Origin of the sequence: Devosia sp. XK-2 (assembly GCF_037113415.1) — a bacterium.
Taxonomy (GTDB): Bacteria; Pseudomonadota; Alphaproteobacteria; order Rhizobiales; family Devosiaceae; genus Devosia.
On sequence record NZ_CP146608.1, the window covers coordinates 3,425,660 to 3,451,781 of the forward strand.

General features: G+C 62.3%; 28 protein-coding genes. 11 read left to right on the forward strand and 17 right to left on the reverse strand.

Features of this window, described 5'->3' with window-relative positions:
* Positions 1-442: 442 nt before the first annotated feature.
* Together V8Z65_RS16820 and V8Z65_RS16825 are read right to left on the reverse strand one after the other, a co-directional pair.
* Complete coding sequence (locus tag V8Z65_RS16820) at positions 443-2,611, reverse strand: primosomal protein N' (RefSeq protein WP_338721298.1); 2,169 nt, start codon at positions 2,609-2,611, stop codon at positions 443-445.
* 78 nt (positions 2,612-2,689) lie between these two features.
* Positions 2,690-3,688, reverse strand: coding sequence for an omptin family outer membrane protease (locus V8Z65_RS16825; protein ID WP_338721299.1), 999 nt, complete (start codon positions 3,686-3,688; stop codon positions 2,690-2,692).
* Between the two features lie 176 nt (positions 3,689-3,864).
* On the opposite strand from V8Z65_RS16825, the gene V8Z65_RS16830 reads away from it, so the two are divergent.
* The 4 genes from V8Z65_RS16830 to V8Z65_RS16845 all read left to right on the forward strand — a co-directional run bounded on the left by V8Z65_RS16830 (position 3,865) and on the right by V8Z65_RS16845 (position 7,565).
* Entirely contained in the window at positions 3,865-4,050 is a 186-nt protein-coding gene (locus V8Z65_RS16830; RefSeq protein ID WP_338721300.1) for a hypothetical protein, read from the forward strand.
* 52 nt (positions 4,051-4,102) lie between these two features.
* Complete coding sequence (locus tag V8Z65_RS16835; RefSeq protein WP_338721301.1) at positions 4,103-5,032, forward strand: tyrosine recombinase XerC; 930 nt, start codon at positions 4,103-4,105, stop codon at positions 5,030-5,032.
* A 221-nt stretch (positions 5,033-5,253) separates the two neighbouring features.
* Positions 5,254-6,198 carry a DMT family transporter gene (locus V8Z65_RS16840; protein WP_338721302.1) on the forward strand — a complete coding sequence of 315 codons (945 nt, stop codon included), beginning with the start codon at positions 5,254-5,256 and terminating at the stop codon, positions 6,196-6,198.
* A gap of 80 nt (positions 6,199-6,278) precedes the next feature.
* The gene (locus V8Z65_RS16845; protein WP_338721303.1) at positions 6,279-7,565 is read left to right on the forward strand and encodes a hypothetical protein; all 1,287 of its coding nucleotides are present in this window, start codon (positions 6,279-6,281) and stop codon (positions 7,563-7,565) included.
* 86 nt (positions 7,566-7,651) lie between these two features.
* On the opposite strand, the gene V8Z65_RS16850 is transcribed toward V8Z65_RS16845, so the two are convergent.
* From V8Z65_RS16850 to V8Z65_RS16880, 7 genes are all read right to left on the reverse strand, one after another.
* The gene (locus tag V8Z65_RS16850) at positions 7,652-8,434 is read right to left on the reverse strand and encodes a succinate dehydrogenase iron-sulfur subunit (protein WP_338721304.1); all 783 of its coding nucleotides are present in this window, start codon (positions 8,432-8,434) and stop codon (positions 7,652-7,654) included.
* 62 nt (positions 8,435-8,496) lie between these two features.
* Positions 8,497-8,784, reverse strand: coding sequence for a hypothetical protein (locus V8Z65_RS16855; RefSeq protein ID WP_338721305.1), 288 nt, complete (start codon positions 8,782-8,784; stop codon positions 8,497-8,499).
* Positions 8,781-9,209, reverse strand: a complete 429-nt coding sequence (locus V8Z65_RS16860; RefSeq protein WP_338721306.1) for a DUF3052 domain-containing protein — start codon at positions 9,207-9,209, stop codon at positions 8,781-8,783. Before V8Z65_RS16860 ends, V8Z65_RS16855 begins: the two co-directional genes overlap by 4 nt.
* Before the next feature lie 132 nt (positions 9,210-9,341).
* On the reverse strand, positions 9,342-11,153 hold the full coding sequence (gene sdhA / locus V8Z65_RS16865) for a succinate dehydrogenase flavoprotein subunit (protein WP_338721307.1): 1,812 nt from the start codon (positions 11,151-11,153) through the stop codon (positions 9,342-9,344).
* A 5-nt stretch (positions 11,154-11,158) separates the two neighbouring features.
* Entirely contained in the window at positions 11,159-11,551 is a 393-nt protein-coding gene (gene sdhD / locus V8Z65_RS16870) for a succinate dehydrogenase, hydrophobic membrane anchor protein (RefSeq protein WP_338721308.1), read from the reverse strand.
* 1 nt (position 11,552) lies between these two features.
* The gene (sdhC, locus tag V8Z65_RS16875) at positions 11,553-11,939 is read right to left on the reverse strand and encodes a succinate dehydrogenase, cytochrome b556 subunit (protein WP_338721309.1); all 387 of its coding nucleotides are present in this window, start codon (positions 11,937-11,939) and stop codon (positions 11,553-11,555) included.
* Positions 11,940-12,415: 476 nt separating this feature from the next.
* The gene (locus tag V8Z65_RS16880) at positions 12,416-12,787 is read right to left on the reverse strand and encodes a hypothetical protein (protein WP_338721310.1); all 372 of its coding nucleotides are present in this window, start codon (positions 12,785-12,787) and stop codon (positions 12,416-12,418) included.
* A gap of 198 nt (positions 12,788-12,985) precedes the next feature.
* Here V8Z65_RS16880 and V8Z65_RS16885 point away from each other — a divergent pair, with 198 nt between their 5' ends.
* On the forward strand, positions 12,986-13,561 hold the full coding sequence (locus V8Z65_RS16885; RefSeq protein ID WP_338721311.1) for an NUDIX domain-containing protein: 576 nt from the start codon (positions 12,986-12,988) through the stop codon (positions 13,559-13,561).
* A 299-nt stretch (positions 13,562-13,860) separates the two neighbouring features.
* On the opposite strand, the gene V8Z65_RS16890 is transcribed toward V8Z65_RS16885, so the two are convergent.
* Complete coding sequence (locus V8Z65_RS16890) at positions 13,861-14,067, reverse strand: DUF1737 domain-containing protein (protein WP_338721312.1); 207 nt, start codon at positions 14,065-14,067, stop codon at positions 13,861-13,863.
* A 73-nt stretch (positions 14,068-14,140) separates the two neighbouring features.
* On the opposite strand from V8Z65_RS16890, the gene V8Z65_RS16895 reads away from it, so the two are divergent.
* The 3 genes from V8Z65_RS16895 to V8Z65_RS16905 all read left to right on the forward strand — a co-directional run bounded on the left by V8Z65_RS16895 (position 14,141) and on the right by V8Z65_RS16905 (position 15,867).
* The gene (locus V8Z65_RS16895; protein ID WP_338721313.1) at positions 14,141-14,779 is read left to right on the forward strand and encodes a carbonic anhydrase; all 639 of its coding nucleotides are present in this window, start codon (positions 14,141-14,143) and stop codon (positions 14,777-14,779) included.
* A gap of 359 nt (positions 14,780-15,138) precedes the next feature.
* Positions 15,139-15,390 carry a hypothetical protein gene (locus V8Z65_RS16900; RefSeq protein WP_338721314.1) on the forward strand — a complete coding sequence of 84 codons (252 nt, stop codon included), beginning with the start codon at positions 15,139-15,141 and terminating at the stop codon, positions 15,388-15,390.
* A gap of 153 nt (positions 15,391-15,543) precedes the next feature.
* Complete coding sequence (locus V8Z65_RS16905; RefSeq protein ID WP_338721315.1) at positions 15,544-15,867, forward strand: hypothetical protein; 324 nt, start codon at positions 15,544-15,546, stop codon at positions 15,865-15,867.
* A gap of 39 nt (positions 15,868-15,906) precedes the next feature.
* Here the strand turns inward: V8Z65_RS16905 and V8Z65_RS16910 are convergent, their stop codons facing one another.
* The gene (locus tag V8Z65_RS16910; RefSeq protein WP_338721316.1) at positions 15,907-16,788 is read right to left on the reverse strand and encodes an EamA family transporter; all 882 of its coding nucleotides are present in this window, start codon (positions 16,786-16,788) and stop codon (positions 15,907-15,909) included.
* A gap of 189 nt (positions 16,789-16,977) precedes the next feature.
* Entirely contained in the window at positions 16,978-18,021 is a 1,044-nt protein-coding gene (locus tag V8Z65_RS16915) for an aspartate-semialdehyde dehydrogenase (RefSeq protein ID WP_338721317.1), read from the reverse strand.
* Between the two features lie 418 nt (positions 18,022-18,439).
* On the opposite strand from V8Z65_RS16915, the gene V8Z65_RS16920 reads away from it, so the two are divergent.
* A complete protein-coding gene (locus V8Z65_RS16920) occupies positions 18,440-19,630 on the forward strand; it encodes an NAD(P)/FAD-dependent oxidoreductase (RefSeq protein ID WP_338721318.1) in 1,191 nt (396 codons plus the stop codon).
* Between the two features lie 6 nt (positions 19,631-19,636).
* Here the strand turns inward: V8Z65_RS16920 and V8Z65_RS16925 are convergent, their stop codons facing one another.
* Entirely contained in the window at positions 19,637-20,227 is a 591-nt protein-coding gene (locus V8Z65_RS16925; RefSeq protein WP_338721319.1) for an acyloxyacyl hydrolase, read from the reverse strand.
* 156 nt (positions 20,228-20,383) lie between these two features.
* Here V8Z65_RS16925 and V8Z65_RS16930 point away from each other — a divergent pair, with 156 nt between their 5' ends.
* Together V8Z65_RS16930 and V8Z65_RS16935 are read left to right on the forward strand one after the other, a co-directional pair.
* Positions 20,384-21,400, forward strand: coding sequence for an LLM class flavin-dependent oxidoreductase (locus V8Z65_RS16930; protein ID WP_338721320.1), 1,017 nt, complete (start codon positions 20,384-20,386; stop codon positions 21,398-21,400).
* Positions 21,401-21,474: 74 nt separating this feature from the next.
* The gene (locus V8Z65_RS16935; protein WP_338721321.1) at positions 21,475-22,686 is read left to right on the forward strand and encodes a GGDEF domain-containing protein; all 1,212 of its coding nucleotides are present in this window, start codon (positions 21,475-21,477) and stop codon (positions 22,684-22,686) included.
* Here V8Z65_RS16935 and V8Z65_RS16940 read toward each other — a convergent pair.
* From V8Z65_RS16940 to V8Z65_RS16955, 4 genes are all read right to left on the reverse strand, one after another.
* Positions 22,676-22,954, reverse strand: coding sequence for a hypothetical protein (locus V8Z65_RS16940; RefSeq protein WP_338721322.1), 279 nt, complete (start codon positions 22,952-22,954; stop codon positions 22,676-22,678). The genes V8Z65_RS16935 and V8Z65_RS16940 overlap by 11 nt on opposite strands.
* A gap of 77 nt (positions 22,955-23,031) precedes the next feature.
* Positions 23,032-23,850: a hypothetical protein gene (locus V8Z65_RS16945; RefSeq protein WP_338721323.1), complete on the reverse strand. Its 819-nt coding sequence runs from the start codon at positions 23,848-23,850 to the stop codon at positions 23,032-23,034.
* Positions 23,847-25,205, reverse strand: coding sequence for a hypothetical protein (locus V8Z65_RS16950; protein ID WP_338721324.1), 1,359 nt, complete (start codon positions 25,203-25,205; stop codon positions 23,847-23,849). Before V8Z65_RS16950 ends, V8Z65_RS16945 begins: the two co-directional genes overlap by 4 nt.
* 190 nt (positions 25,206-25,395) lie before the next feature.
* A complete protein-coding gene (locus V8Z65_RS16955; protein WP_338721325.1) occupies positions 25,396-26,004 on the reverse strand; it encodes a hypothetical protein in 609 nt (202 codons plus the stop codon).
* Positions 26,005-26,122: the final 118 nt, after the last annotated feature.

Here is a 26,122-nt window from a genome sequence, read left to right on the forward strand (position 1 = left end):
CCAAGCCCAACGGCCAAATCGCGCCAGTGGCGCGATTTGTAGCGAGGAGGCCATGAGAGCTGCGCTCAAATGGCAGGAGCCGGTCCGAAGGATGCAAGGCGCCGCTGCCGCCCGCCGGGTCAATCGGCCCGGGAGGTCAATTTGGATAGGTCGGCCGTGAGCGCCATGTGAGCAGTGATAGGACCAGCCCGGATGCAGACATGACAAAGCCGCCCGCGTTGTTACGAAGGCTTAAGGAATATGCTCGCATTATGTCTTGGTGATCTTCTGATCGCCGCCGGTCTTCTGACCGGGGTAGGGGGCGCAGCGGGCGGTTTGGGATGGCTGGGTAAGCACACCGCCCGCCGCTAGCCTCGGTCATCACTCCGCGGCTTGCCGCAGATTGGGGCGGAAAGGTAAAGGATGTCTTGCTCTTTATTGGGCGCGACATCATTTTGTGCGCCTACATGAAACTCATCGGATCGATATCGACCTGCACCTTGAGGTCGCCCCGGGGCTTCTCGGCATTGGACAACCAGAAGCGCATATAGCCCGAGAGATCGAAATCCTTGCCAGATTGCGCCAATAGCCGCACACGATGCCGGCCACGGATCATCGCCACCGGCGCATCGGCCGGCCCGAACAGACGCACACCATCGGCCATGGGCGCGGTCGCTAGCAACACCTTGGCATAGGCCATGGCCGTCTGCTGCTCATTGGCCGAGATGATCAGCGCAGCCAGCCGCCCGAATGGCGGCATGCCGCCAGCCTCCCGCGCCAGCAATTCCTGGGCGTAGAACGCCTCACGATCCCCGCTCACCATGGCTTTCATCACCGGATGGTCGGGATGATAGGTCTGCAAAAACGCCTTGCCATGCTTGGAGGCCCTGCCGGCGCGACCGGCGACCTGGGTCAGGATTTGAAAGGTCTTTTCCGCCGCCCGCGGGTCGCCGTGGGCCAGCCCGAGATCCGCATCGAGCACGCCGACAACGGAAAGCTTCTCGAAATGGTGGCCTTTGGACACAAGTTGCGTGCCGACAATCAGGTCATAATCGCCCCGCTCAATCTCGGCAAAACGCTCCCGCAATTGGGCGTGGCTGCCCATGTCGGTGGAGAGCACAACCCGCCGCGCATCGGGGAACCGCGCCGCAGCCTCCTCCGCCACCCGCTCGACGCCGGGGCCGACAGCGACCAGGCTGTCTGCGTCTCCACATTCCCCACAAGCCTTGGGCGTGCGCATTTCATGCCCGCAATGGTGGCACATCAGAACGCCGCGAAAGCGATGCTCCACCATCCAGCTCGAACAGTCCGGACATTGATATTGATGGCCGCAGGAGCGGCACAGGGTCAGCGGCGCATAACCGCGCCGATTGAGGAACAGCAAAGCCTGCTCACCGCGATCAAGCGCCGCGAACACTTCGCGCGCCAGCGTCGGAGCGATCCATTCACCCTTTTCCGGCCCGTCGGTTCGCATGTCGATGGCCGTGACATCGGGCATGGCCGCTTCGGCGAACCGGCTTTCCAGCGTCACATGGGCATAGCGGCCGATATTGGCATTGTTGCGCGATTCCACCGATGGCGTTGCCGAAGACAGGACGACCCGCGCCTGCGCCAGATTGGCCCGGACAATGGCCATATCGCGGGCATGATAGGTGAACCCGTCCGACTGCTTATAGGCGCCATCATGTTCCTCATCGAGCACCAGAAGGCCCAGTTCCCGAAAGGGCAGAAACAGCGCCGAACGGGCCCCGACCACCGCCCGGACCGTCCCCTCCAGCACACCGCGCCAAACCTTGGCCCGCTGCACCGGCGTCATGTCCGAATGCCATTCGGCAGGTTTGGTGCCAAACCGGCGGGTAAAGCGGTCGATAAAAGTGTTGGTCAATGCGATTTCGGGCAGCAGCACCAGCGCCTGACGCCCCGCGCGCAGCGTATCGGCCACCGCCTCGAAGAAGACTTCCGTTTTGCCGCCGCCAGTGACACCATCGAGCAGGGCGACGCCGAATTGACGCGCATCGAGCGCCAGAATCTGGTCCAGCGCCTTTTGCTGCTCAGGATTGAGGCTGGCCGGATTGTCATCCGGGTCCGGCGGCATCACCACAGGCGGCGCGGGCATTTCAAGTTTTTCCACGGCCCCTGCCCGCTCCAGCCCGTCGATTACCGAGGCCGAAACACCGCTGGCCCCGACCAGGGCCGGCTTGGGCCAGGCCATGTCGTCCATCAGGCAATCGAGCACCCGCAGGCGTGCCGGGGTCAGCTTTTCCGGCTCATGCCCGGTGCGGCGATAGGCGATGACCGGCTTGGGCGGATCGAGCGCCTCGGGCGAGCGCAGCACCCCGCGCAGCACCTGGCCCGGCGCCGTCAGCGTATAACGCGCCACCCATTCCACCAATTTGAGCAATTCTTCCGAGAGCGGCGGCACCGGATAGACATGGGCAATATCCCGCAGCCGGTTATGCGCGATCATGTCCTTGGGTGGCCCCCAGATCACACCCAGAATAAGGCGCGGCCCCAGTGGCACAGCGACGATCGAGCCACGCTCGACGCTCATCCCTTCGGGCACGCGATAGCTGTAGGGGCCGTCCACGGCCACCCCGACCATTACCGCAACGATGCCACCAGCTTCGACCATGTTTGTGCGCGTTCCGTTCTCCTGCGCCATAGATAGGGGCAGCAGGCGATTCGGCCAAAGCCAAACCTTGTCGCGTGATCAGAATCGCGCGCGCAGACCCGCCGTCATCTCGGCCTGGGTGAAAGAGGCAGCCGCGCTATTGGTGTAATATTGGGTGACGCCAGACACCGTATTGTAGGACGAGGTGTCACCCCGCTGCTCAAACATGTGCCTGAAGCGCCCGGCCAGCGTCAGTTCGACATTGCGGCCCAGTTCGTAGCCGGCATCCAGACCCAGTTCGACCGACGGCTGGACATAGATCGTGTCGGTAAAGCGCAGATCGCGCATCCAGTGATCGTCAGTCGCCACGGCGCCGATCACCAGACCGGCGCGCATCACCCCGCCGACCCGTAGCTTGCCGTAATATTGCTCGCCATCAACGCCCAGGAAGATTTCGGGCATCTGCTGACGATAGGAAACACCGGGTTCGCCCTCGGCAAAATTGCCTACGTCGTCGCGAAAACCCGGATCGCTATAGACATAGGAGCCACCAAACGCGTCCCATTTCACGTCGGTATATTGGAAGCCGCCATGCAGGCGGATGACGGCGTCTTCGACATCGGCCAGCGCATAGCCGACTGTGGCCGAACCGGTCCAGAAATGTGCCAGATGGGTATCGGGGTGTTCAGAACGATGGGTCCAGTTCTCGAATGTATCGTCGCCATTGAGCCAGTCATAGTCCACCATGTGGGAATCGCCGCGTAAAGCGACCCCACCCTCAGCGGCAATGCTGACGCCATAGCCCAAATCTGCCGAGACGCTACCCCGCAGCACCGGCGCCAGCGTCTGCCAGATCAGCTTGCTCGCTCTATAATTGCCCCAATAGACAAATTCATTGCCCTCAAGATAGGTCGCGCCCAGGCTGGCCCGCAGCCGAAAATTGCCATCGACCGAGGTGGCCTCCGTGCTCCTCGCACCATAGCCGGACCAATAAGACCCGTTCTCGGACCAGGCTCCAGAAAAGCTCATGTCCTGGCCCGCTGCCGGGACAATGGACAGGGTGGCCAATGTCAGCCCCGCAATTTCTCGAATGCCCATGGCTCTCTCCGGCTTTTGACGCGACCATGCCACCCATCCGGTTAAGCGCAGGTTTACCAAACCGATAGACGTTTGATTTACCTTTGGGACGATGCATTCCGGCCGCCCCTGCTGACATTGACTGTCACAATGTTCCGCTAGTGTTCTCCTTGTTCATCGAATGAGAGAAGCAGGCGATGCAACCGAAACAACACCACGAAAATCCCCGCAGCGTGGAGGACATTGGTGGACAGGCCAGCCTATATGACTGGCTCCTATCGATCAGCCGGCCGCGTCGCCGGCCACGCCCCTTGCCCGGCCATCTCTATGCCGATCTTGGCCTGGCCCCGCCGCAATATCTGCGCCATTGGAGCGATCTGTGAGGTGGCATTGCCACGCTACCGTTTGCTAACCGGGAAACGGTAAATTGCCGCCATGACCGACAGCGCCTTTGCCACCGATGAATTCGTCCGCGCCCGCATGGATGCCTGGCTGCGCGAACTGGGATCGGTTCGCCGCCTCGCACCCAAGACGCTTGAAGCCTATGGCCGCGATCTGGGCCAGTTCATAAGCTTTCTCTCGGGCCATGTGGCCGGACCAGTGACGCTCGCAACGCTCAAGGATCTGCGCGGTGCCGACATTCGGGCTTTCATGGCGCAGCGCCGCGCCGAAAGCCTTGGCTCACGCTCGCTGGCGCGGGTCCTCTCCGCGCTCAAGAGTTTTTTTGGGTATCTTGAACGTGAAGGCACCCTGGCCACCGACGCCCTTAACGTCATCCGCACACCCAAAATTCCGCGCTCGCTGCCCAAGGCACTGACGGTGGTCGAGGCCAAGCGGACCATAGAGACCACCGACGAGATCGAAGACCGCCCCTGGATTGCCGCCCGCGACATGGCGGTCATTTCACTGTGCTATGGGGCCGGCCTGCGTATTTCCGAAGCGCTGGCCCTGACAAAAGCCGATCTGGAAACCGATACGCTGCGCGTCACCGGCAAGGGCGGCAAGGTCCGCATGGTGCCGCTGATCACCCCGGTCCGGCAGACAATCGACACCTATCTCTCGCTTGCCCCTTTCAAGCTCTGGCCTGACGATCCCCTATTCCGCGGTGTACGAGGCGGCGTGCTCTCGCCGCGTCTCATTCAATTGCGCATGCAGGATTTGCGTTCGGCCCTGGGCCTGCCACCCTCGGCCACGCCCCACGCTTTGAGGCATTCCTTCGCAACCCACCTGCTCGCCAAGGGCGGCGACTTGCGCGCCATCCAGGAATTGCTGGGCCATGCCAGTCTCTCCACCACCCAGATCTACACCGCCGTCGATACCGAGCGATTGCTGGACAGCTATGCCAAGGCCCATCCCCGCGGCTGACGCGACACTGGACGGAATCGCCAAATCCGGGCTTGGCTCGGAAAACGCCTGCGCTTATCACCACCATATGCTTTCGTACCCGCAGATTTCTCTTTCCATTCTTCTGCTTCTTGGTCCCATCTGGGCCCGGGACGAAGGCTGATATTCAGCTTTTGATTTCAACCGGCCCGCCTTCGCGGTGGCCGGCTGGAAACCTCGGGGCGGCATAAAGAGAACCGTCCATGACCCGTTCGCCTCCCTCCTCCGCGGACTCAATCGATATCACCGGCTATGCCCTGGCCTTTAGCGGCGCTGCCCTGTTCTCCACCAAGGGCATCTTCATCAAGCTCGCCTTTGCCGAGGGTGTGTCCACCGAAGCCACGCTTGCCTTGCGCATGCTGGTGGCCCTGCCGGTCTATCTGCTCATTCTGCTTTCGCTTTTGCGCCGCAATCCGCAATTGCGCACCCTGCTCACGCCCATGCGGCTGCTCTCCGCCATGGCCGTGGGCGCCCTGGGCTATTATGTTGCGAGCTATCTCGATTTCGCGGGCCTGGCCTTCGTTACGGCGCAATATGAGCGGCTGGTGCTGTTTACCTATCCGTTCTTTGTCTTGCTGTTCGGGGTCTGGTTCTTCGGCGACCGCATGAGCTGGAACCTGATCCCGGCAATGTTGCTCAGCTATGGCGGCCTGCTGGTTATCTTTGCCTGGAACCTGAGCGTCCGTCCTCAAGGCCTGTTTGCAGGCACCGCGCTGGTGCTGGGCTCCGCCATAACCTTCGCCTTTTACCAGCATCTGGCCAGGCGGCAGATGCTGGTGCTGGGCACCGCGCTCTTTACCTGCATCGGCATGTCCACCGCCGCGGTGCTCGCCATTGGGCAGAGCATGATAACCGATGGCCTGTCCGCCTATGGCAGTTTCACCCCCTATATCTGGTCGCTTGGGCTGACGCTGGGCATTTTCGGCACCGTTTTGCCGTCCTTCCTGCTCAATGCCGGAATTTCGCGTATTGGTGCCCGCGCCACCTCTTCGACGGCCTCTTTCGGACCCATTGTCACCATCATCCTGGCCGTGCTCGTGCTGGGCGAGGAATTCACCCTGTTCCATGCGCTCGGCACCGCCATGGTTCTGCTCGGCTCCTGGCTTTTTGCCAGGCGCGAAGCGCGCAATCGGGCCAAAGCCGGGTAGTTTTCACACTTCTGGCTGCCACAAAGCCGCTATAAGGTGAGCGCAAATGGGTCACAGAAAGCGTTGAGGGAGAACAAGCGATGCGTGCAATTGACAAGCGCCTGGGAGCCGTGGGCCTGGCGCTGCTGCTTATGGCGGGCCTGTCCGCTCCGGCCCTGGCACAGGCCAGCACCGAGATCGATTTTGGCGATGACAGCTCCGAATGGGCCAATGACGGAGAATGCGACGATCCGCGTTTTGCCGGCTCGGCAATGGCATCCGAACTGCTCGACACCGATATCGGCCGCGACGCCACCGATTGCCGCGCCGCCTTCGAGGCCGGCAGCATAAGCCTGGCCGAGAGCACAACAGCCGCAACGACCGCCAATGACGATATCGACTTCGGCGACGACAGCTCTGAATGGGCCAAGGACGGGGAATGCGACGATCCGCGCTTTGCCGGTTCGGCCATGGCGTCCGAACTGCTCGACGCCGATATCGGTCGCGACGCCACCGATTGCCGCGCCGCCTTCGAGGCCGGAACCATAACCCTTGTGGGCGACAGCGACCCGGCCATGATCGGCGATATCGATTTTGGGGACGATAGCTCCGAATGGGCCAAGGACCTCGAATGCGACGATCCGCGTTTTGTCGGTTCGGGCATGGCCAGCCAGCTCGAGGATATCAATATCATGCACGATGCCTCGGACTGTCGTCAGGCCTTTGAGGACGGCACCATCACCCTGGCCGGCGACGACGCCGCACCGGCTGCGCCAGCGGCCAATACTGCCTCCGCCGGCATGCTCGAACAGATCGCCGCCCGCATCGATTTCGGTGACGACAGCAGCACCTGGGCCAATGACGGGGAATGCGATGACCCTGATTTCACCGGGCCCGGCGTAGCGGGAGAAACCCTGGATGCGGACCGCTTGCACGATGCCAGTGACTGCCGCGCCGCCTTCCTGGCCGGAACCGCTTTCCTTAAGTCTGTCAATGATTTAGGGGGCTTCTTCAACTATGGATCGGACAGCTCCGAATGGGCCAATGACGGCCAATGCGACGACTGGCGCTTCACCGGGCCGGGCATGGCCAAAAAGCTCGAAGGTGGCGATGTGATGGCCGATGCCAGCGATTGCCGCGCGCTCGAAGCCAGTGGCGAAATCTCCATCAAGCCGGTCTTCACCGCCGACTATGCCCTTGGCGCGCCCTACGATTCTTCCGGCGTCTATTTCGGCGACAATAGCTCGTCCTATGCCGATGACAACATCTGCGACGATCCGCGCTTTGAAGGCCCGGGCGTGGCCACCACCCTGCTCGATAGCGATCTCGAGCACGATGCCGCCGACTGCAAGACGCTGTTCGAGGCCGGCCAGATCACCCTGCGCTAGGGTCCTGGACCCGCTTGATGAACGAATAATAAACGGCGGGACCTCGGGTCCCGCCGTTTTCGTTCCGGATCGAGCAAAAGCAGGCCTTAAGCGGCCTTGCGCTCCACCATCATCTTCTTGATCTGGGCAATGGCCTTGGCCGGGTTCAACCCCTTGGGGCAGACCTTGGCGCAGTTCATGATGGTGTGGCAGCGATAAAGCTTGAAGGGGTCTTCAAGATTGTCGAGCCGTTCCGACGTGGTTTCGTCGCGGCTGTCGATCAGCCAGCGATAGGCCTGCAGCAGCGCAGCGGGCCCGAGATATTTCTCGCCATTCCACCAATAAGACGGGCAGGACGTCGAGCAGCAGGCGCACAGAATGCATTCGTAAAGCCCGTCGAGCTTGGCGCGGTTTTCGACTGACTGCGTCCACTCCTTGTCGGGCGTGGGCGAAGTGGTTTTGAGCCAGGGCTCGATGGCGCGGTGCTGAGCGTAGAAATTGGTGAGGTCGGGGACGAGGTCCTTGACCACCGGCATATGGGGCAGCGGGTAGATCTTGATGGGGCCCGCGGAGTCATCCATGCCCTTGGTGCAGGCCAGCGTGTTGAGCCCATTAATATTCATCGAGCAGGACCCGCAAATGCCCTCGCGGCAGGAGCGGCGCAGCGTCAGGGTCGGATCGGTATTGTTCTTGATATAGAGCAGCGCATCCAGGATCATCGGACCGCAATTGTCGAGATCGACGAAATAGGTATCGATGCGCGGATTGTCGGCCTTGTCCGGATCATAGCGATAGATATGGAACTCGCGCAGGCGCGTCGCGCCTTCCGGTTTCGGCCAGGTCTTGCCCTTTTGCGGCTGGTCGGCCTTGCGCAATGTCAGTTCGGCCATTTTCTTCGCTCTTCCTTCTCAACTTCGGGGTTTTCGCCCCAAGGAAATTCCGTTTCGTCCGATCAGTAGTTCGGCTTGCAGACCTGGTTCGACCTGCGGATATAAGTGTCATAGGTGACGGACTCGCTGACAGCGAGCGAGCCGCCCTTCATCGCAGCGATGACCACGCCCATGAAGCGCTCGTCGATCAGGCTCATGGCCGCATCGGCCTTGCAGGCGCAAAGCGTTCGATTTTCTGAAATATCCATACAGACCCGGTAAAACTCGTCCTTCTGTGCTGCTGTGGGGGCAGCGGCAAACACCGGAACGCTCAGCAAAAGCAGTGGCACACATGCGATGAGACGCTTCATCTCAACTCCTTGCGAATAACCAGCTTCAGACCCGACCAGGTCTGGTCCACGGCGCAGACCTTGACGTCCACAAGGCCCCTGGGCAGGGCGGCATCGCGGATGACATCCTCGGTCACGTCGGTGGCAACCTTCGCGGCCTTTTTGGGCCAGCTTACCCAGATCATCCCATCGGGCACGATCAGCGCCTTCAACCGCTCCACCACATTTTCCAGTACCGCGCGGGAGGTGGTGAACAGGTGGATGAAATCGAAGGGCCCCTTCTCGGCGCCCAGGCCATCAAGCGCAATGTCCCCAAGCTGGGCGAAGTCACGCGCCACAGTCAGCTCCGACAGGGCGCGCGGCAGGTCGACGAACAGCACGCGCCCGCCATCCTTGAGCCCCAGCTTCTGCGCCAGCGGCGTGCCTGAATAGCCAGCGTCACTCATTTGCGCACCTGTCCGGCCGGCTGCCCCGGCTTGGGCGCAGGCAACGGCTTGGCGGCCGGGGCCACCGGCACCGCATTGCTGCGGCCTCCGTCATAGCTGCGTTCCTCGCACAAATGACACATCTGCCTTTCCCTAGTAGACGCGAGCCTTGGGCGCGATCTTCTTGAGATCGATGCCGCCCTCTGCCTGTGGGGTCAGCGGATCGGTGATCACCGGACGATAGCTCAAATCCACCGCGCCATTGCCGACATCGACCCTGGAGAGGGTATGCTTGCGCCATTCCTGATCGTCGCGATTGGGGAAATCCTCATGCGCATGCGCGCCGCGGCTTTCGTGCCGGGCCTCGGCCGAGACCACCGTGGCGATAGCGCAGGTCATGAGGTTTTCGAGCTCGAGCGTTTCCACCAGGTCCGAATTCCAGATCAACGAGCGGTCGGTGACCTTGACGTCGGGCAGGCGACCATAAATCTCGGTCATCGCCTTGACGCCGTTCTTGAGCGAGTCAGAGGTGCGGAACACGGCCGCATCGGCCTGCATGGTCCGCTGCATCTCGTCGCGCAGTTTGGCCGTGGGCTGGGAGCCATTGGCATTGCGGAGGCGATCAAAGCGGGCGAGGATTTTCTCGTCCTGGGCTTTGTTGATGCCCGGCACCGGCGCGGCCTTGTCGATCACCTTGCCTGCCCGGATGGCGGCGGCGCGGCCGAACACCACGAGATCGGTCAGCGAGTTCGAACCCAGCCGATTGGCGCCATGCACCGAGGCACAGGCCGCCTCGCCCACGGCCATCAGGCCCGGCACAATGCGATTGGGGTCCTCGGCGGTCGGGTTCAAAACCTCGCCGTGATAGTTCGCGGGAATGCCCCCCATATTATAGTGCACCGTGGGCAGGACCGGGATGGGCTCGCGGGTGAGGTCAACGCCGGCAAAAATCTTGGCGCTTTCGGTAATGCCCGGCAGGCGCTCATGCAGAACCTTGGGATCAAGGTGATCAAGGTGCAGGTAGATGTGGTCCTTCTTGGGGCCGACACCCCGGCCTTCGCGGATTTCCAGCGTCATGCAGCGGCTGACCACATCGCGTGAGGCCAGATCCTTGGCATTGGGGGCATAGCGCTCCATGAAGCGCTCACCTTCCGAATTGGTGAGATAGCCGCCCTCGCCGCGCGCGCCTTCTGTAATCAGCACACCGGCGCCATAAATGCCGGTGGGGTGGAACTGCACAAATTCCATGTCCTGCAAAGGCAGGCCGGCGCGGGCCACCATGCCATTGCCGTCGCCGGTGCAGGTATGGGCCGAGGTGGCCGAAAAATAGGAGCGGCCATAGCCGCCGGTGGCGAGCACCGTGGTCTTGGCGCGGAAGCGATGCAGCGTGCCATCGTCGAGCTTCCAGGCGATCACGCCCTGGCACGATCCGTCATCGCCCATGATGAGATCGAGCGCGAAATATTCGATGAAGAACTGCGCATCATTCTTGACCGACTGGCCATAAAGCGTGTGCAGAATAGCGTGGCCGGTGCGGTCGGCGGCGGCACAGGTGCGCTGCACCGGCGGACCATCGCCGAATTCAGTCATATGGCCGCCAAACGGGCGCTGGTAAATCTTGCCCTCATTGGTGCGGCTGAAGGGTACGCCATAATGTTCCAGCTCGTAAATCGCCGCCGGGGCCTCGCGCGCCAGATATTCCATGGCGTCATTGTCACCCAGCCAGTCCGACCCCTTGACGGTGTCATACATGTGCCACTGCCAGCTGTCGGGGCCCATATTCTGCAGCGAAGCGGCAATGCCGCCCTGCGCCGCCACGGTGTGGGACCGGGTGGGGAAGACCTTGGTGATACAGGCGGTGTTGAACCCCTGTTCGGCCATGCCCAGCGTGGCGCGGAGGCCCGCGCCGCCGGCACCCACCACCACAACGTCGAATTCGTGGTCGATCAGTTCGTATTCAGCCATTTTGATCAACCCCAGAAGACGATTTTAAGCACGGAGCCAGCGCCGAGCAGCGCCACGGCCAGGCAGAAGAGCGTGTTGAGCATCATGGCCAGGCGATACATCGAGCCAGCCAGGTAATCTTCCAGCGTATCGCGCATGCCATTGCGCATATGCACCGTGGCAATGGCGATCAGCGCCGCAAAGGGCAGGCCGACATACCAATTGCCCAAAAGCGCAACGACATCGGACCTGTCCTGCCCGGCCAGGCGCACGATGACGAAGAGCAGGAAGCATAGGAACACGATATTGATGGCGCCGGTGGTGCGCTGGGTGATGAAATGGCGGGTGGAGGCCTTCGCATCCCCATAATGGGTCTTGGGATTGGCGATCTTGTCGGTGGTTATCACGGTGTCACGCATGTCAGGCCATCCACACAAACAATGTCCAGATCAGGAGGGTGAGGACCACCGAAGCGATGATCGTGGCCCAGGCCATGCGCTCACGCTGTCCCGGCTCCATCATCACGGCAAAATCCCAGACGAAGTGGCGCAAGCCGCCACACATGTGATGCACCAGGCTCCAGGTGAAGCCGAACAGCACCAATTGGCCGAACCAGCTGCCATAAATGTAATTGACCTGGGTCAGCGCATCCTGGCCCAAAGCGGCCGCCAGGAGCCAGATGGCCAAAAGCGCCATGCCGGCATAATTGGCGATGCCGGTGATCCGGTGGATGATGGACATCGCCATGGTGACGGTCCAGCGATAGATCTGCAGATGCGGGGATGTGGGACGGGCTCTAACCGACATGGGGCGTTCCGGGGCCTTTCCTGATGCGGCGCATATGTCGCGTCCAGTTTGGAATGGTTCGAGTCTTTAACGCCCAATGGTTACGAAATCAAAGCCCTGAGACCATGAGAGAATGCAACTTTTGGCGCATCCCGCACTTTGTTCGCAGAACGAACAGCCTGTTCGACGTGCGGCTGCAGCCATGACCTGGCCAGGTGGGGAAGTATCGGCTCCTTCGCCTCCCTCCCCCTTGAGGGGAGGGATTGAGGGTGGGGGTCCATCGGTGGCCTGATAACCACCCCCACCCCTAACCCCTCCCCTCAAGGGGGAGGGGGACGATGAATGCGACCCGCGCAAATCTGGGAAGCGCCTAAAATGAAAATTGTTTTTGGGAACGGGCGGCAAAACCGCGCCAGCCTGACGACAAAACGATCTGGACCCGGCAGGACTGGACGGCGGAAAGCAAAACCGCCGGGCGAGCCCGGCGGTAGACAGTCTTATTTCCACTTGATCGGGAAATCCGGCAGGTCGATGCCACCGCCCTTGCCGCCCGCACTGCCGCCCCCGCCGGACAGGGTGCTGGCATCGGCCATGCCGATCAGCCGGTTGACGGCGACGCGATTGTCGATGCCGGGCCAGCTGCATTCGGCATAGTGCGTGTCAAGGAAGGTACAGTCCACCTGCACCGAGGCGACAAGACAGGTCAGCACCGGCATATCGGCGGCAAAGACGCCGCCCTGATCGACGCAGCGATTGGCAAAGGTTTCCATGCCGATATCCACTTCGCGGGTTGCCGCCTGGGCCTGTGCGGCACTCATCAGACTTGCAAGGGCCATGCCGGCGGCAAGAAGCAATTTGGTTTTGGTCACAATAGATCTCCATTTCAATGATGTGGCAGGCGCCTGGCCTGCCTTTTGATGGCGCATCGTCTAGCCCAGACCAGCTCACGCCAGCGTGAACCGCCCATTTAGCTGCCGTTCAGCCGGCCGGACCAGGCAGAGGAGGAAAAGCCGCCTATCGTGAGCATGGCGGATGGGTTATGCGATGCGGCAGCACGGAGCCTGGACATGACCGAACGCATCACCATTGTCGGCGCGAAATTGCTGGCGAAGAATTGGGGCACGCTCTCCAATGTCACGCTGGACTACCGGCATAAAAACGGCACGCTGCAGCGGCTCGAGCGCGAGGTCTATGACCATGGCAGCGCCGCGGCCATGCTGCTGCATGACAGGGACCGCAATAGTGTGCTGCTGGTGCGCCAGTTCCGGCTGCCGCCCCTGCTCAATGGCGATCAGCCCGACCTGCTCGAAGTCTGTGCCGGCCTGCTCGATGGTGACGCGCCGGCAGAGGCGGCGGCGCGCGAGGCACTCGAGGAGACCGGCCACGAGCCGGCCGATATCAGCCATGTCTGCGATATCTATACCTGCCCCGGCTCGCTGACCGAAAAGGTGAGCCTTTTTATTGCCCGCTATGGCGCGGACACGCTGCGCCATGCCGGTGGCGGCCTGGAACATGAGGGCGAGGAAATCGAACTGGTCGAACTCGGTTTCGACGAGGCCATGGCCATGACGCGCGACGGCCGCATCGTGGATGCCAAGACCATTATTCTGCTCCAGCACCTGGCGCTGCAGCGACTGGGCTAGTCTGCCCGAACTATTCCGGCCGCAGCGACCGAAACGAGGCTTCCTGCTTTCGTGGAAGTGATTTGGTGACGGGCGGAGTGCTTCGCCCCCCACCGCGCCGCCCCCGGGCCCGACCCGAGGGCCAGTCTCAACACCTCGGGCGCTCGTATTGGCCCTCGGATCAAGTCCGAGGGCGGAACCGTTTTCCTGGCGATATCAGGGATTGGTCGCTGCTCGCCATTCGAGCCGCCACTCGACCATAGGTCTCGTGGCCTCCTGACCTGAAATCGCTCCACTGGAGCGATTTCGCCTGCGGCCGGTCAGTAGTCCACCAGCTTCTTTTCCGGATCATAGGGCTGGTCCTTGACCACACGCGTCACCGCCTGGCCGCAGCGCATTTTCTTGCTGACCGCGTCATAGGCATAGGTGGGGCTGCCATGCAGCTCCCAGCCTTCCGAGAGTGCCTTGGTCACCTTGTGGCAAAAGGCGCTGTCATCCTCGCCGCTGAGGAAACGATAGATTAGCATGCATGACCCCTATGCTCCGGCATCCCAATGCCGGGAATTGATCTTGTCGCCTCTTACAGCTAATCGAAACGACATGCACAGCTTTCCTCAGCACCTTCTCGACGGCCACGCCAATTTCATGTCCGGACGCTATGCCCGGGAAAAAGAGCGCATTCGCGACCTCGCGGAGTCCGGGCAAAAACCCACCACGCTGATCATCGCCTGTTGCGACAGCCGCGCGGCGCCCGAAATGATTTTCGACGCCGGCCCGGGCGAGCTGTTCGTGCTGCGCAATGTGGCCAATCTGGTTCCCACCTACCAGCCCGATGGCGGCCAGCACGGCACTTCGGCGGCAATCGAATTTGCCATCAAGGGGCTCAACATCGCCAATATCGTGGTGATGGGCCATGGCCGCTGCGGTGGCATTGCCGCCGCGCTCGACCCGCATATGAAACCGCTCGATAGCGGCGATTTCATCGGCAAATGGATGAGCATGCTGGGAGAATTGCCCAGCCAATTGGGTCAGAACAGGCTCATGACCGATGCCGAGCGGCAGACGGCCATGGAACGGATATCGATCCGCAATTCCATCCGCAATCTGCGCACCTTCCCCTATGTCAAATCGCTCGAAGACGAGGGTGTGCTGGCCGTACACGGCGCCTGGTTCGATATTTCGACCGGCGAATTGTGGATCATGGACAATAATGGCGATTTTATCCGCCCCCAACTCTGAGGCTTAATGCCCCGCCCCGCTTTTTCCGGACAAGCCTGACGCCTGCATTTGCCTCGGCCCGCTTATCCCGGTTTTGCCGCAAATCTGTACTGAGCCGGCCATGATCGTGATCACTAGAGTGTGAACACGACTGCCGGCAGGCGCGCTTTCACGCAACCGTGATTGGCAAGCCCCCGCACCGCAAGCACCTCACAATGCCCAAAAAACGCCGCGGAAATTGTCCGCTCACGCCCTTGTGCCGGCCAGCGCGAGCCACATTGGGCCGCGATTGTCTGTCTCGCGGATCGCCAAGCAGCGCCCCGCCGGCACCGGTTCGAACCGCGTGCCGTTCCTCCTCAAAAGCAACATGGAGTTACCCCATGAAGAAGATCGTCCTGACCTCGCTGTTCGCCCTCGGCCTGTCCGGTGCCGCCATGGCCCAGGCCGCGACCGACTTCGCTTCGGTCGATACCGATATGAGCGGTGGCGTTTCGCTGACCGAGGCCCAGGTGGCCTGGCCGGACCTGACCGAAGAGGCCTTCATTGCCGCCGATACCGATGGCAATGGCGAGCTTTCGATCGAGGAATATGACGCCCTGGTCGCCGCTTCCGCAGCCCCGGCTGCTGAATAAGACCTGGTGGCCCCGCCCCTTGCACCGGCGCCCCCAAAATACCGGGTGCAAGGCGCATTAAAGGGCGCACAGCCGGCCACCCCAATCGTCCCGGGGTGGCCGCGGCTTTTCAACATGCGGGGTGTGGACACCCCAACCTGGAGACCCTTTCCCATGCATAAATTTGCCCTCGGCCTCGCCGTCCTGACCATGGCGGCAGCGCCGGCTTTGGCCCAGACGCCCATGAGCTTTGCCGACGTCGATCTGGATGCCAGCGGCGAGCTGAGCTTTGCAGAATTGCAGGCCGTCTGGCCCGATCTGACCGAAGACGAATTCAACGCCGCCGATCTCGATGCCAATGGCAGCCTGAACGTCGATGAGCTGAACGCGCTCCAGCCCAGCAGCGTGCCTGCACCCGCACCCGGCGACGACACGATGAGCGCGCCGGCCACACCGCTCGACCCGGGCGGGTCGCTGTCCGACACGTCAGAGGACTAAGTTCAAGAAAAGGCCGCCAATGGCGGCCTTTTTTCCCGGCTAGTCCAGGCGAATGGGCGGCTCGCTTTTCCTGGCCTTGCGCAGGGTGACGATCAGCCCGCAGATCACCAGCAGGGCCCCCAATATTTCGATCCGCGTGACGGTCTCGCCCAGCACCAGATAGCCCGATGCCAGGCCGGTAATGGGAACCAATAGGGTAAAGGGCGCCACCACCGATGCCGGGTGCCGGCCCAGCAGCCAGCTCCAGATGCCGCCGCCCAAAAGCGTCGCCGGATAGGCCAGAAAGGCGATCAACCCCGCATCGGACCAGGAAAACTCTCGAAGCGCCGCCGAAATAGCCGGCCAGCCCTCTGTCATGAGCGACAGGCCCAGAAGCGGTAAGGGCGCGGCCAGCACGCCCCAGACCGTAAACGAGATCGCATTGACCTTGCCGGCCTTCTTGGTGAGCACATTGGCCAGGCCCCAGCTCAGAGCCGCCAGCAGCACCAGGCCCAGTGGCAAAAGATTGGTGACCTCCAGCCGCTCCGAGGCGATCACACCAATGCCGGCAAAGGCAATGCCGGCACCGATGACCTGAAAGCGGCTCGGCCGTTCGCCCAGAAGCACAAAGGCCATCACCATGGTGAAAAAGGCCTGGGTCTGCAGCACCAGCGAAGAAAGGCCCGCCGGCATGCCCCAGGCCAGGCCCAGATTGAGAAAGCCGTAAAGCGCCACGCCAAAGGCCAATCCGAACGAGACAACGATCCAGGCCGGCGCCTTGGGGGGCCTGACGAACAGCACGGCCGGGAAAGCGGCGGCCGCAAAGCGCAGCGCTGCCGCCAGGATCGGCGGCATGGCCTCCACGCTCAACTTGATCACGACGAAATTAAAGCCCCAGATGGCGACGACCAGAAGGGCCAGGAGGATGTGGCGAAGCGGCATGCGCGAAACTTTCAGGGCACCTCTGACGCGGTGCCGATGCCTTATTCCTCTCCCCCTCGGGGAGAGGTGGCTCGGCGCAGCCGAGTCGGTGAGGGGGAACTGACCACAACGCAAGCGGCTGTGGAAGTGTCCCCCTCATCCGGCGCTTCGCGCCACCTTCTCCCCCGAGGGGGAGAAGAATAGTCGAGATCAAGCCGCCAAAGCCCGGGCCTTGTAGCCCTTTTCGATCAGAGTCTCGGCGATCTGCACCGTATTGAGTGCCGCGCCCTTGCGGAGATTATCGCTGACTACCCAGAGGGCGAGGCCGTTTTCGACCGTCACATCCTCGCGGATACGGCTGACATAGGTGTCATATTCACCCACGCTCTCGACCGGGGTCGCATAGCCGCCCGCTTCGCGCTTGTCGATGACCGAGACGCCCGGCGCTTCGCGCAGGATATCGCGGGCCTCGTCGGCCGTGATCGGATTGGCAAATTCGAGATTGACCGCTTCGGAATGCCCCACAAAGACCGGCACGCGCACCGCCGTGCAAGTGACCTTGATCTTGGGATCGAGGATCTTCTTGGTTTCGGCGAGCACCTTCCACTCTTCCTTGGTGTAGCCGTCTTCCATGAACACATCGATATGCGGGATGACGTTAAAGGCGATCTGCTTGGGGAACTTGCCCGGGGTCGGGCTGTCATTGACGAAAATGCCCTTGGTCTGGTTCCACAGCTCGTCCACGCCTTCCTTGCCGGCGCCCGAGACCGACTGATAGGTCGAAACCACGGCGCGCGTGATCTTGGCGGCATCGTGCAAAGGCTTGAGCGCCACCACCAGCTGCGCTGTCGAGCAATTGGGATTGGCGATGATATTGGTGCGCTTGGGATCGGCAAGCCAACGATCCAGCACATGCGCGTTCACTTCCGGCACGACCAGCGGCACATCCGAGTGATAGCGCCAATAGCTCGAATTATCGATCACAATGGCCCCGGCCGCGGCAATCCTGGGCGCCCATTCCTTGGAAATCGAGCCACCGGCCGACATGATGGCGAAATCGACCGTGGAGAAGTCGAAATGCTGCAGGTCCTTGGCCTTGAGCACCTTGTCGCCATACGACAATTCCTTGCCGATGGAGCGGGACGATGCCAGCGCAAAGACTTCGTCAGCCGGGAACTTGCGCTCGGCCAGAATATTGAGAACCTCGCGGCCCACATTGCCTGTGGCCCCGACGACAGCGACGCGATAACCCATAATGGAACTCCGGTTCCTTACCATTTTCGCCCCCCGCGCGATGGGCTGGGCCATCGCGGTCAGTGCTTTTGCGCCTCTCCCCGTCGGGAGTGCGACCCGGGGAAAAGCGTCAGGCGGTTTTGGTGGTTTTGGTCATGGCAGGCATGCCCCCGGTGGTGAACCGGGTGGTGGCAAGAGCGGCTTTGATGCTGCTGCGGCTGCGCATGACGAACGAGGCTTCCTATGAAAAAGCAGGACTTGTCATACGCCGAAATAGGAAAGAGTCAATGAATTTGCCAGCCATGCCTCTTCCAAGACGGTGCCGTCCCCGGACTTGATCCGAGGACCATTACCAGCGCATACCGCATTGAGAGTGGCCCTCGGGTCAAGCCCAAGGGCAGGCCAGCGCAGGGCTGAATGCCCCGAACCGAGGAAAAGAATGCCCGATTTCGACGTGATCATTCTGGGAGCCGGCGCCGCCGGCATGATGGCGGGCATAGAGGCGGGCAAGCGCGGCCGCAAGGTGCTGGTGGTGGACCATGCCCGCGATCCGGGCGAAAAAATCCGCATCTCGGGCGGCGGACGCTGCAATTTCACCAATATCAATGCCACCCACCAGCTTGGCCGCGAACGCTTTTTGAGCAGCAATCCACGTTTTGCGCTCTCCCCGTTGTCGCGCTACACGCCCGAGATGTTCATTGCCCGGGTCAAGAAACAGGGCATTGCCTTTCACGAAAAGACGCTGGGACAGCTCTTCTGTGACGGCCCGGCCACCCAGATCGTGGCCATGCTGACCAATGACCTGCGCGCCGCCGGCGCCGCTATCTGGACCGGACGGCAGGTGGGGAGCGTGGAAAGGGCCGGCGATGAATTTGACGTCATGATCGGCGATGGACGGGTGACCGCCTCGAGCCTGGTGGTGGCCACCGGTGGCAAATCCATCCCCAAAATGGGGGCCACGGGCCTGGCCTATGACATTGCCCGGCAATTCGGCCTCAAGGTCACCGAGACCAGACCGGCCCTGGTGCCGCTGACCTTCGAGCCCGGTGCGCTCGAGCAATTAAAGCCCCTTGCCGGCGTCTCCGCCAATGCCATTGTCGGCCACGGCAAGACGCAGTTCGAGGAAGCGCTTCTATTCACCCATCGCGGCCTTTCCGGCCCCGCCATTTTGCAAATCTCGTCCTATTGGCGCGAGGGCGACACCATTTCGGTCAACCTGCTGCCCGGCGAGGACGCGCTGGAGCTGTTCCGCGCCGCGCGCCAGACCACGCCCAAACTGCATCTGCAAACCGTGTTGAGCGAGAAACTGCCCAAGCGCCTTGCCCAGCTTCTGGGCGACATGTTCAACCAGCCCGGCATGGTTGGGGATCTTTCGGACAAGAAGCTGGCAGTGGCCGCCGAGCAGGTGTCGCGCTGGACCCTCAAGCCGGTCGGCTCGGAAGGCTATCGCACCGCCGAGGTGACTTTGGGCGGTATCGACACCACCGGGCTCGACGCCAAGACCATGATGGCGCGGCAGGTTCCGGGCCTCTTCTTTGTCGGAGAGGCGGTGGACGTGACGGGCTGGCTGGGCGGCTATAACTTCCAATGGGCCTGGGCCTCAGGCTGGACCGCCGGCCAGGCGGCCTGAGGCCGGCTAGAACTTCCAGCCGAAGCGGAGGCCGAAATTGGACAGGCCGTCATTGGCCGCGCACCAGTCATTGTTCGAGGTGTGCTCATAGGTCAGGGTTGCCGTGGCCGTCTCGCTCACATTGAGCCCCACGCCCCAGCGCTCGTAGAAATTGATCCGGCAGCCAAAATTCTGCCGGCCGGGCGCCGCCCCGGTCAGGGCGCCATCGTGAATGGCCGCACCCAGACCGGCTTCGAGATAGACCGGCGTATCGAAGACCGGCAATTGCCAGGTCAGATTGGCGTGAACCAGGCTGTCGCGGCCGCCCAGGCTGATGGTCGTACCGACCTCGGGCCGGGGCGATCCGATCCAGCGGAATATATCGGCATCCGGCGAGGTGAAGAGCACGTCAAAGCTGATATCTTCAACGCGGCTCAAATCCCAATCCTGCACCAGGAAAGGCAAGGCCGCGTGATGCACGTCATGGGCATGCAGGCCAAAGCGCAATTCATCGACCACACCGGCCAGCGGATGCGGATCGAGCATGCTTTGGGCGCTGACCGGCATAATCGACAGGCTCGCAAGGCCCCCGACAATCAGGCCGATCCACTTTAACATTCGACACTCCCGCAATTGCTGCGCATAGGGCCATTGCCGGGCGGCCGAGTCAATTGCCCGGCAGCATCAGCACGATGACAAAAATGCCGCACAAACCTTGACGTATGGTGCAACCATCGTGATCTACCGATAAAACAAATTGCTTAAAGGTCTTTCATGTCCGCTCCCTTTGCCCTTTCCCTGCAGGATCTGGCCCCCATCGCCCAGGGCTCCACCACGCAGCAGGCCATGGCCGAAACCGTGCTGCTGGCCCAGGAGGCCGACCGGCTGGGTTATGAAAGGCTCTGGTATGCCGAGCATCACGGCATGCCCTCCATTGCCTCTTCGGTCCCGGAAATCCTGATTGGCAGCGCGGCGGCGGCCACCGGCAATATCCGCGTCGGATCGGGCGGCGTCATGCTGCTCAATCACGCGCCTTTGCGTATTGCCGAGGCCTATCGCACGCTCGAGGCGCTGCATCCGGGCCGCATCGATCTGGGATTGGGCCGCGCACCGGGCGGAGACGGCTATGCCATGCGGGCGCTCAGGAGCGGCAGCGGCGAGGAATTCTCGGCCTATCTGGCCGAATTGATGGCCTTTGACGAAGATGGCTTTCCCCCCGACCATCCCTTTTCCCGCGTGCCGGTTTCGCCCGGCGGCATCACCCTGCCGCCCAAATGGCTCTTGGGATCGTCCGGCGCCAGCGCCCAGGCGGCGGGACAATTGGGGTTTGGCTATGCTTTCGCCGCCCATTTCAGCCATACGCCGGCCGCGCCGGCCTTTGCCGCTTATCGCGACGCCTTCCAGCCATCCGCCGATTTCCCCGAGCCGCGCACTATTCTGTGCCTCTCGGCGATCTGCGCCCCCACCCGGGAGGAGGCGGAATTTCTGGCCCGGTCGCAGGCGGTGAGCTGGGCGCTGTTCGTAACCGGCGAACAACGCCAGTTGATGCCGCCCGAAGAGGCGGCGGCCCGCGTTCTTTCGCCGCAGCAGCAACAGGTCATCGAGCAGCAATCCCCGCTCTGGCTGGTGGGTGATCCTGGCCAATTGGCTCAGACCATCAGCGAAAAGGCGCGCGCTGCCGGGGCCGACGAGGTGATGATCACCACCACCATCCATTCCTATGCGCTGCGCCGGCGTTCCTTTGCCCTATTGGCCGAGGCGCTGGGCGTGGCACCGCGTCAGGGCGACTGAGCAGGCCGCCATTAACGTCTCGTTCTTGCGCGCGGCACTAGGATTGGTCCCGGATCCACTATGGAATCGAGACCATGAGCGCCGCCGCCTTCGTGCTGGCCATAAACCTGTTTGTCGCGGGCATTTTCGCCACCGCCTTCGGCGTTGTCGCGGCCTATCAACGCTCGGCAATGGGCGCGCGCTGGCTGGCTTTTGCCTATGGCCTGGGCGTGGTCGATGTGGTGCTCGAATTCATCCTGCCCTATCAGCAGGACCACCGACTGGTCAGCTTCGGTATTTTCGCCGTTTTCCTGCTGGCCCTGGCCGGCTGCGTCATAGGCCTGGCGCATCACTATCGGATCGCCCCGCCCTGGACAGTGCTGCTTGTGGCCGTCATCACCTCGCTGGCGGTCAATATCGCCATTCTCGACATGCCGCGGGCCAGCTTTGCGCGCAATCTGCTCTACCAGGCACCCTATGCCATGATCCAGGCCATAGGGCTGAGCGTGATCATGGCCAACAAGAAGAAGGCGGCGCTGGATCTGGCTCTCCTGGCCATCTATTTTTTGTCGGCCCTGCATTTCCTGGCCAAGCCGGTCCTGGCCACGGCGATCGGCTCGGGCGCCGCACCACAGGCCTATATGTCCTCGACCTATGCCGCTCTCTCCCAGACGGTGGGGGCGATCCTGCTGATCGCCAATGGCCTGATTATGCTGCTGATCATCCTGCGCGACGTCATGGCCGAGATGACGGCGCGCTCGGAAACCGACGCCCTGTCGGGTCTGTTGAACCGCCGCGGCTTTGAGGATCGGGGCGACCGGGCCCTCGCCCTGGCGACGCGCTCCGGCGTCCCGGCGGTCATGATCGTTGCCGATCTCGACCATTTCAAGCAGATCAACGACACCTATGGCCATGCGGCCGGCGACGATGTCATCTCCGCCTTTGCCAAGGTCCTGCAGGAATGCGCCGCGCCCCATGCCGTTCTGGGGCGGCTGGGCGGCGAGGAATTCGGCGCCTTTCTGCCCGGCGCCAATCTCACCACCGGCAAGCTTTATGCCGAGACCGTGCGTCATGCCTTCCGCGGGCTGCCGGCCGGGGCCACAGGTCTTAAAACGCCGGCCACCGCGTCTTTCGGTGTCGCCCAGCTCATGCCCTACGACCACCTGTCCGATCTGCTGCGCCGCGCCGATGGCGCGCTTTATGAAGCCAAAAGCGAAGGACGGGACTGCGTCCGCATGGCCGTTCCCGGCATGTCCCGCCACGCAAGGGGCGGAGCCGGCCAGAGCGGCAACCGCTTCAGTTCATGACCTGACGCGATACCAGTTCGCAATCGCCGGCCGGATCGACCTTGAGCGCCAGATGCTGCCGGTCCAGTTCGGCCAGCCAGGCCGTCCAGGAACAGGGGCTCATGCCGCTATCTTCCCGCCCCTCGTCATGCTGGGAAAAGCGCAGCTTGAGCTGGGCACGTTCATCCCCGAAGCGGTCACGCACCCGGGCTATGGCAGGGCGCCCCCTGCGATCGGTGACCCAGTTCTGGATATCCCGGTGCCGGGTCAGCATTTGGGCTTGCTTCATCTCTGGCCTCCTCGCCTGATGCCTTTGTCTGTTCAGGTCCGAAACGGGCCGGTCCTCCTCCGGTTCCGCTTGCCGTTTCAGTTATCCTCCCACTGGGTGACGAGCCGATAACGCTCGAGTTCCTCGGGCATGAAATAGTAGAGCCGGTCCGGCGGTGTCTCGAGCGCATGCAGCCAGAGCGCGGGATCGACACCGGTCTTGCCCAGGTATCGGGTAATCTCCGCCGTGGCCGTCTGGGCATCGGCCATGGCAACCCCCGCCACGCTCAGAGCATCCACGCTGGACGCGCCCAGCGCCGCCGCATAAATCTGATGCACCCCGATCGCCGCCTCACGCCCTGCCCGCCGCATATCGCCCGAGGCGAATATTATGGGGCAGGATGACGCGCAAAGCGCACCGTCCGGCACCAGCGTATCAAGACCTTTCTCCAGAACCAGACCTGCTATGTCCAGGGCATCGTTGACCGAGCCACCGGGCGAATCCAGCAGCACGGTTGACACATATTCCCCTCTTTGAGCGATCTCCTGTTCAAATCTTTTTGCTGCGCCCGGATCGATGGTTCCGGTCAGCCGCAGGATGCCGCCCGCGCCCAGTTCGATCCTGAGCGGCTGGTCCAGAATATCGGGAGGCGTATCAAGCGCCGGCCGCGGTCTGCCACCGCCATCCTCGCTGGTTGCCGGGGGCAGGATGGGTTGGGGCATATCGCTCAGCGCCGCGGCGCCATTGGCGTTCAATTCGCGGTAATCGACAAAAAGCACGCCGATCGTACCGGCCAGGAGGGCGAAAAAGGCAAAGCGCAGAATAGTCCCATCCTCGACCCGCGCCAGCCAGGCAATCGCCTGCCGGTACCATGGCGCCTCGCCTGCCGCGATGCGGGCATTAGCCTCTGTCTTCATGCCGGGCGCGGTCCATCGCCACGCTTGCGCTGGGCCGCATCAATGGGCGTCACCCGACCCTCGTCGGCGGCGCGTGCCGCCTCTTCGGTGTCGGGCCCATCGCCCGCATCGGGCCGCTCGAATTCGGCAATCTGCGGGGTCAGCGCCTCGGCCGCCTCCGCCGCGCCCTCGGCCTCCATGCGCTTGTAAAGCGCCATGGCACGCAACATTTCGGCGGCGGTAATGGTTTCGGCCTCCTTGAGCGTCTCGGCCTCGCGCCGCATGGCATCGTTGACGATCATCAGCACCAGCACCAGCACGACCGGCAACAGATCGATGGAAATTGCGCCCGCCCAGGACGGGATGAAATCGCTCCAATAGCGAATGACCGCCTCGGCAGAGGAGAGCGGCACGAAACGCCGCTGCTCGACGCCCGGCGTTGCCAGGATTTCATCGGCCGCCGCCACCAATGCCGCCGATTGCGCATCGACCGAACTTTGCACCGTGGCCATGACCTGGTTCTGCCGCACCGCGAGATCGCCGACGCGGCCATCGGCCACCGGCGCGATAAAGCCAGCGGACAGGTCTGTGGCCGCGCGGCGCACCGAGGCCGCCACATCGGTCTGCTGCAGGGCGGCGATGACGGCGGAAAGCTGCACCGCCTCGGCCTGGAAGGCGTCAGAGCGCGGCTCGATCTGGCCCGGCGTCGACACCAGTTCGCGCATGCTCGCCAGCCGTTCGGACCCCTGTTCAAACAACACTGCCACCTCTTCGCGCGAGCCCGAAATGGTGCCGGCAAGCTGGGTCATCTGCGTGCTCATCTGGCTAAGCAATTGCACGACGCTCCCCGAGCCCTGCGTGCCGGTCAGCGCCCCGCTCTCCCGCTCATCCTGTGCAAGGGCGGCAAAGCGGGCCGAGGCCCGCTCGACATCGGGCAACAGGCTCTGGCTGGCCAGGGCCTTGGCATGAGCGGCATCGAGATCTTCGGCATAGCCCTGAAGGGTCACGGCCATATGCTGTTCCAGCGCCGCCGAGCCAGCCAAGGCGGCCGCATTGAGCCAGGAACTCATGGCGATGATCATCACCGAGCCCGCCAGCATGGTCGCGAATAGCCCCATGCGCTGCACCCCGCTCACCACCAGCGGAATGAAGCGCATCATATAGGTCCAGAAGGCATAGATGGCGACCGAGACGGCCGCCGAATAGATGATGGCGGCAAAGAACACAAAGCTCGCCGATCCATCGAGCAGCCCCCGGACACCCAGATAGGTGTAAACACCCGAGGCCAGGGCCAGGACGGCCAGCGCGAACCGGCTCATGGTTTCGACGTCGCGCGCCGTCTCGTGCAGGCGAAAAGCATTGGGCTTGAGCTGCATGGATCCCCCGAAGCTATGGGCCCGCCACCGGGCCGCGGGAAGAGATTAACATAAGCTTATCGGCAGAACCGAGGCAGAACTGCCAAGGGGTAAGCGGGGCACGATGACGACTTGGTGAGTGGGCAGCGGATGGCGTCCCGCACGCAAGTGTGCGACGCCGGCGCGGGACGATGGGACGCGAACGGTCGCCTTAGTCAGACGAACTCACAGAGGTAGCAGCCGCACTCCTCCCCTTGATGGCCCTTCGCGCCTTGGTCCTCGCCGGCGGCGATGCTTCAACGGGGCCACCAGATCCTTTCTCGCTGCTTGTAAACAGAGGCAGATATCCATCGGGAAAGGCGCCGAAGGTTTTCAAGAACCACGCCTCCGCCCTCTCAAAGTCATGCAGCCACAAGGCACTGACGCGAATATTCCATATCTGCCGAAGGACATTAGCAACACTCATCAATACCAGTAGCGCGAATGCGGTAAGCAGCCACGAGGCAAGGTCAGGAGTCGGCCATTTCAATTGACGACCGGACAAGGCAAAAAAGGCGATAGTGCTCACGAGAGCGCCAAACGCATTGAACGCCAGATCCGACCAATGAAAATGAAAGAAAGAGGAGCGCTCAATCGGATCGCTCGCAAGCTTTCTCATATATATTAGATGATGCGTGAAGGTTTTACGCCGGTGGAAGCTAAAGAACCCCATTCCATGGCTAAAGATCGTCTCGCAGATTTTTACGCCAAAATTAGCAAGAATGCCAACGGCAACACTAACAACCAACACTGACTGCACCCAGCCCCAGTCAATTTGCATGTTACCTCTCCCGATAATGCGACAATATAGCTGACGTGTTGACCGGTGCAAGTTGTACCGAACAGTGAAACGCCGCTGCTTTCTTCGCCAAGCGATGCAGCCACGTCGCCCTTGCGCT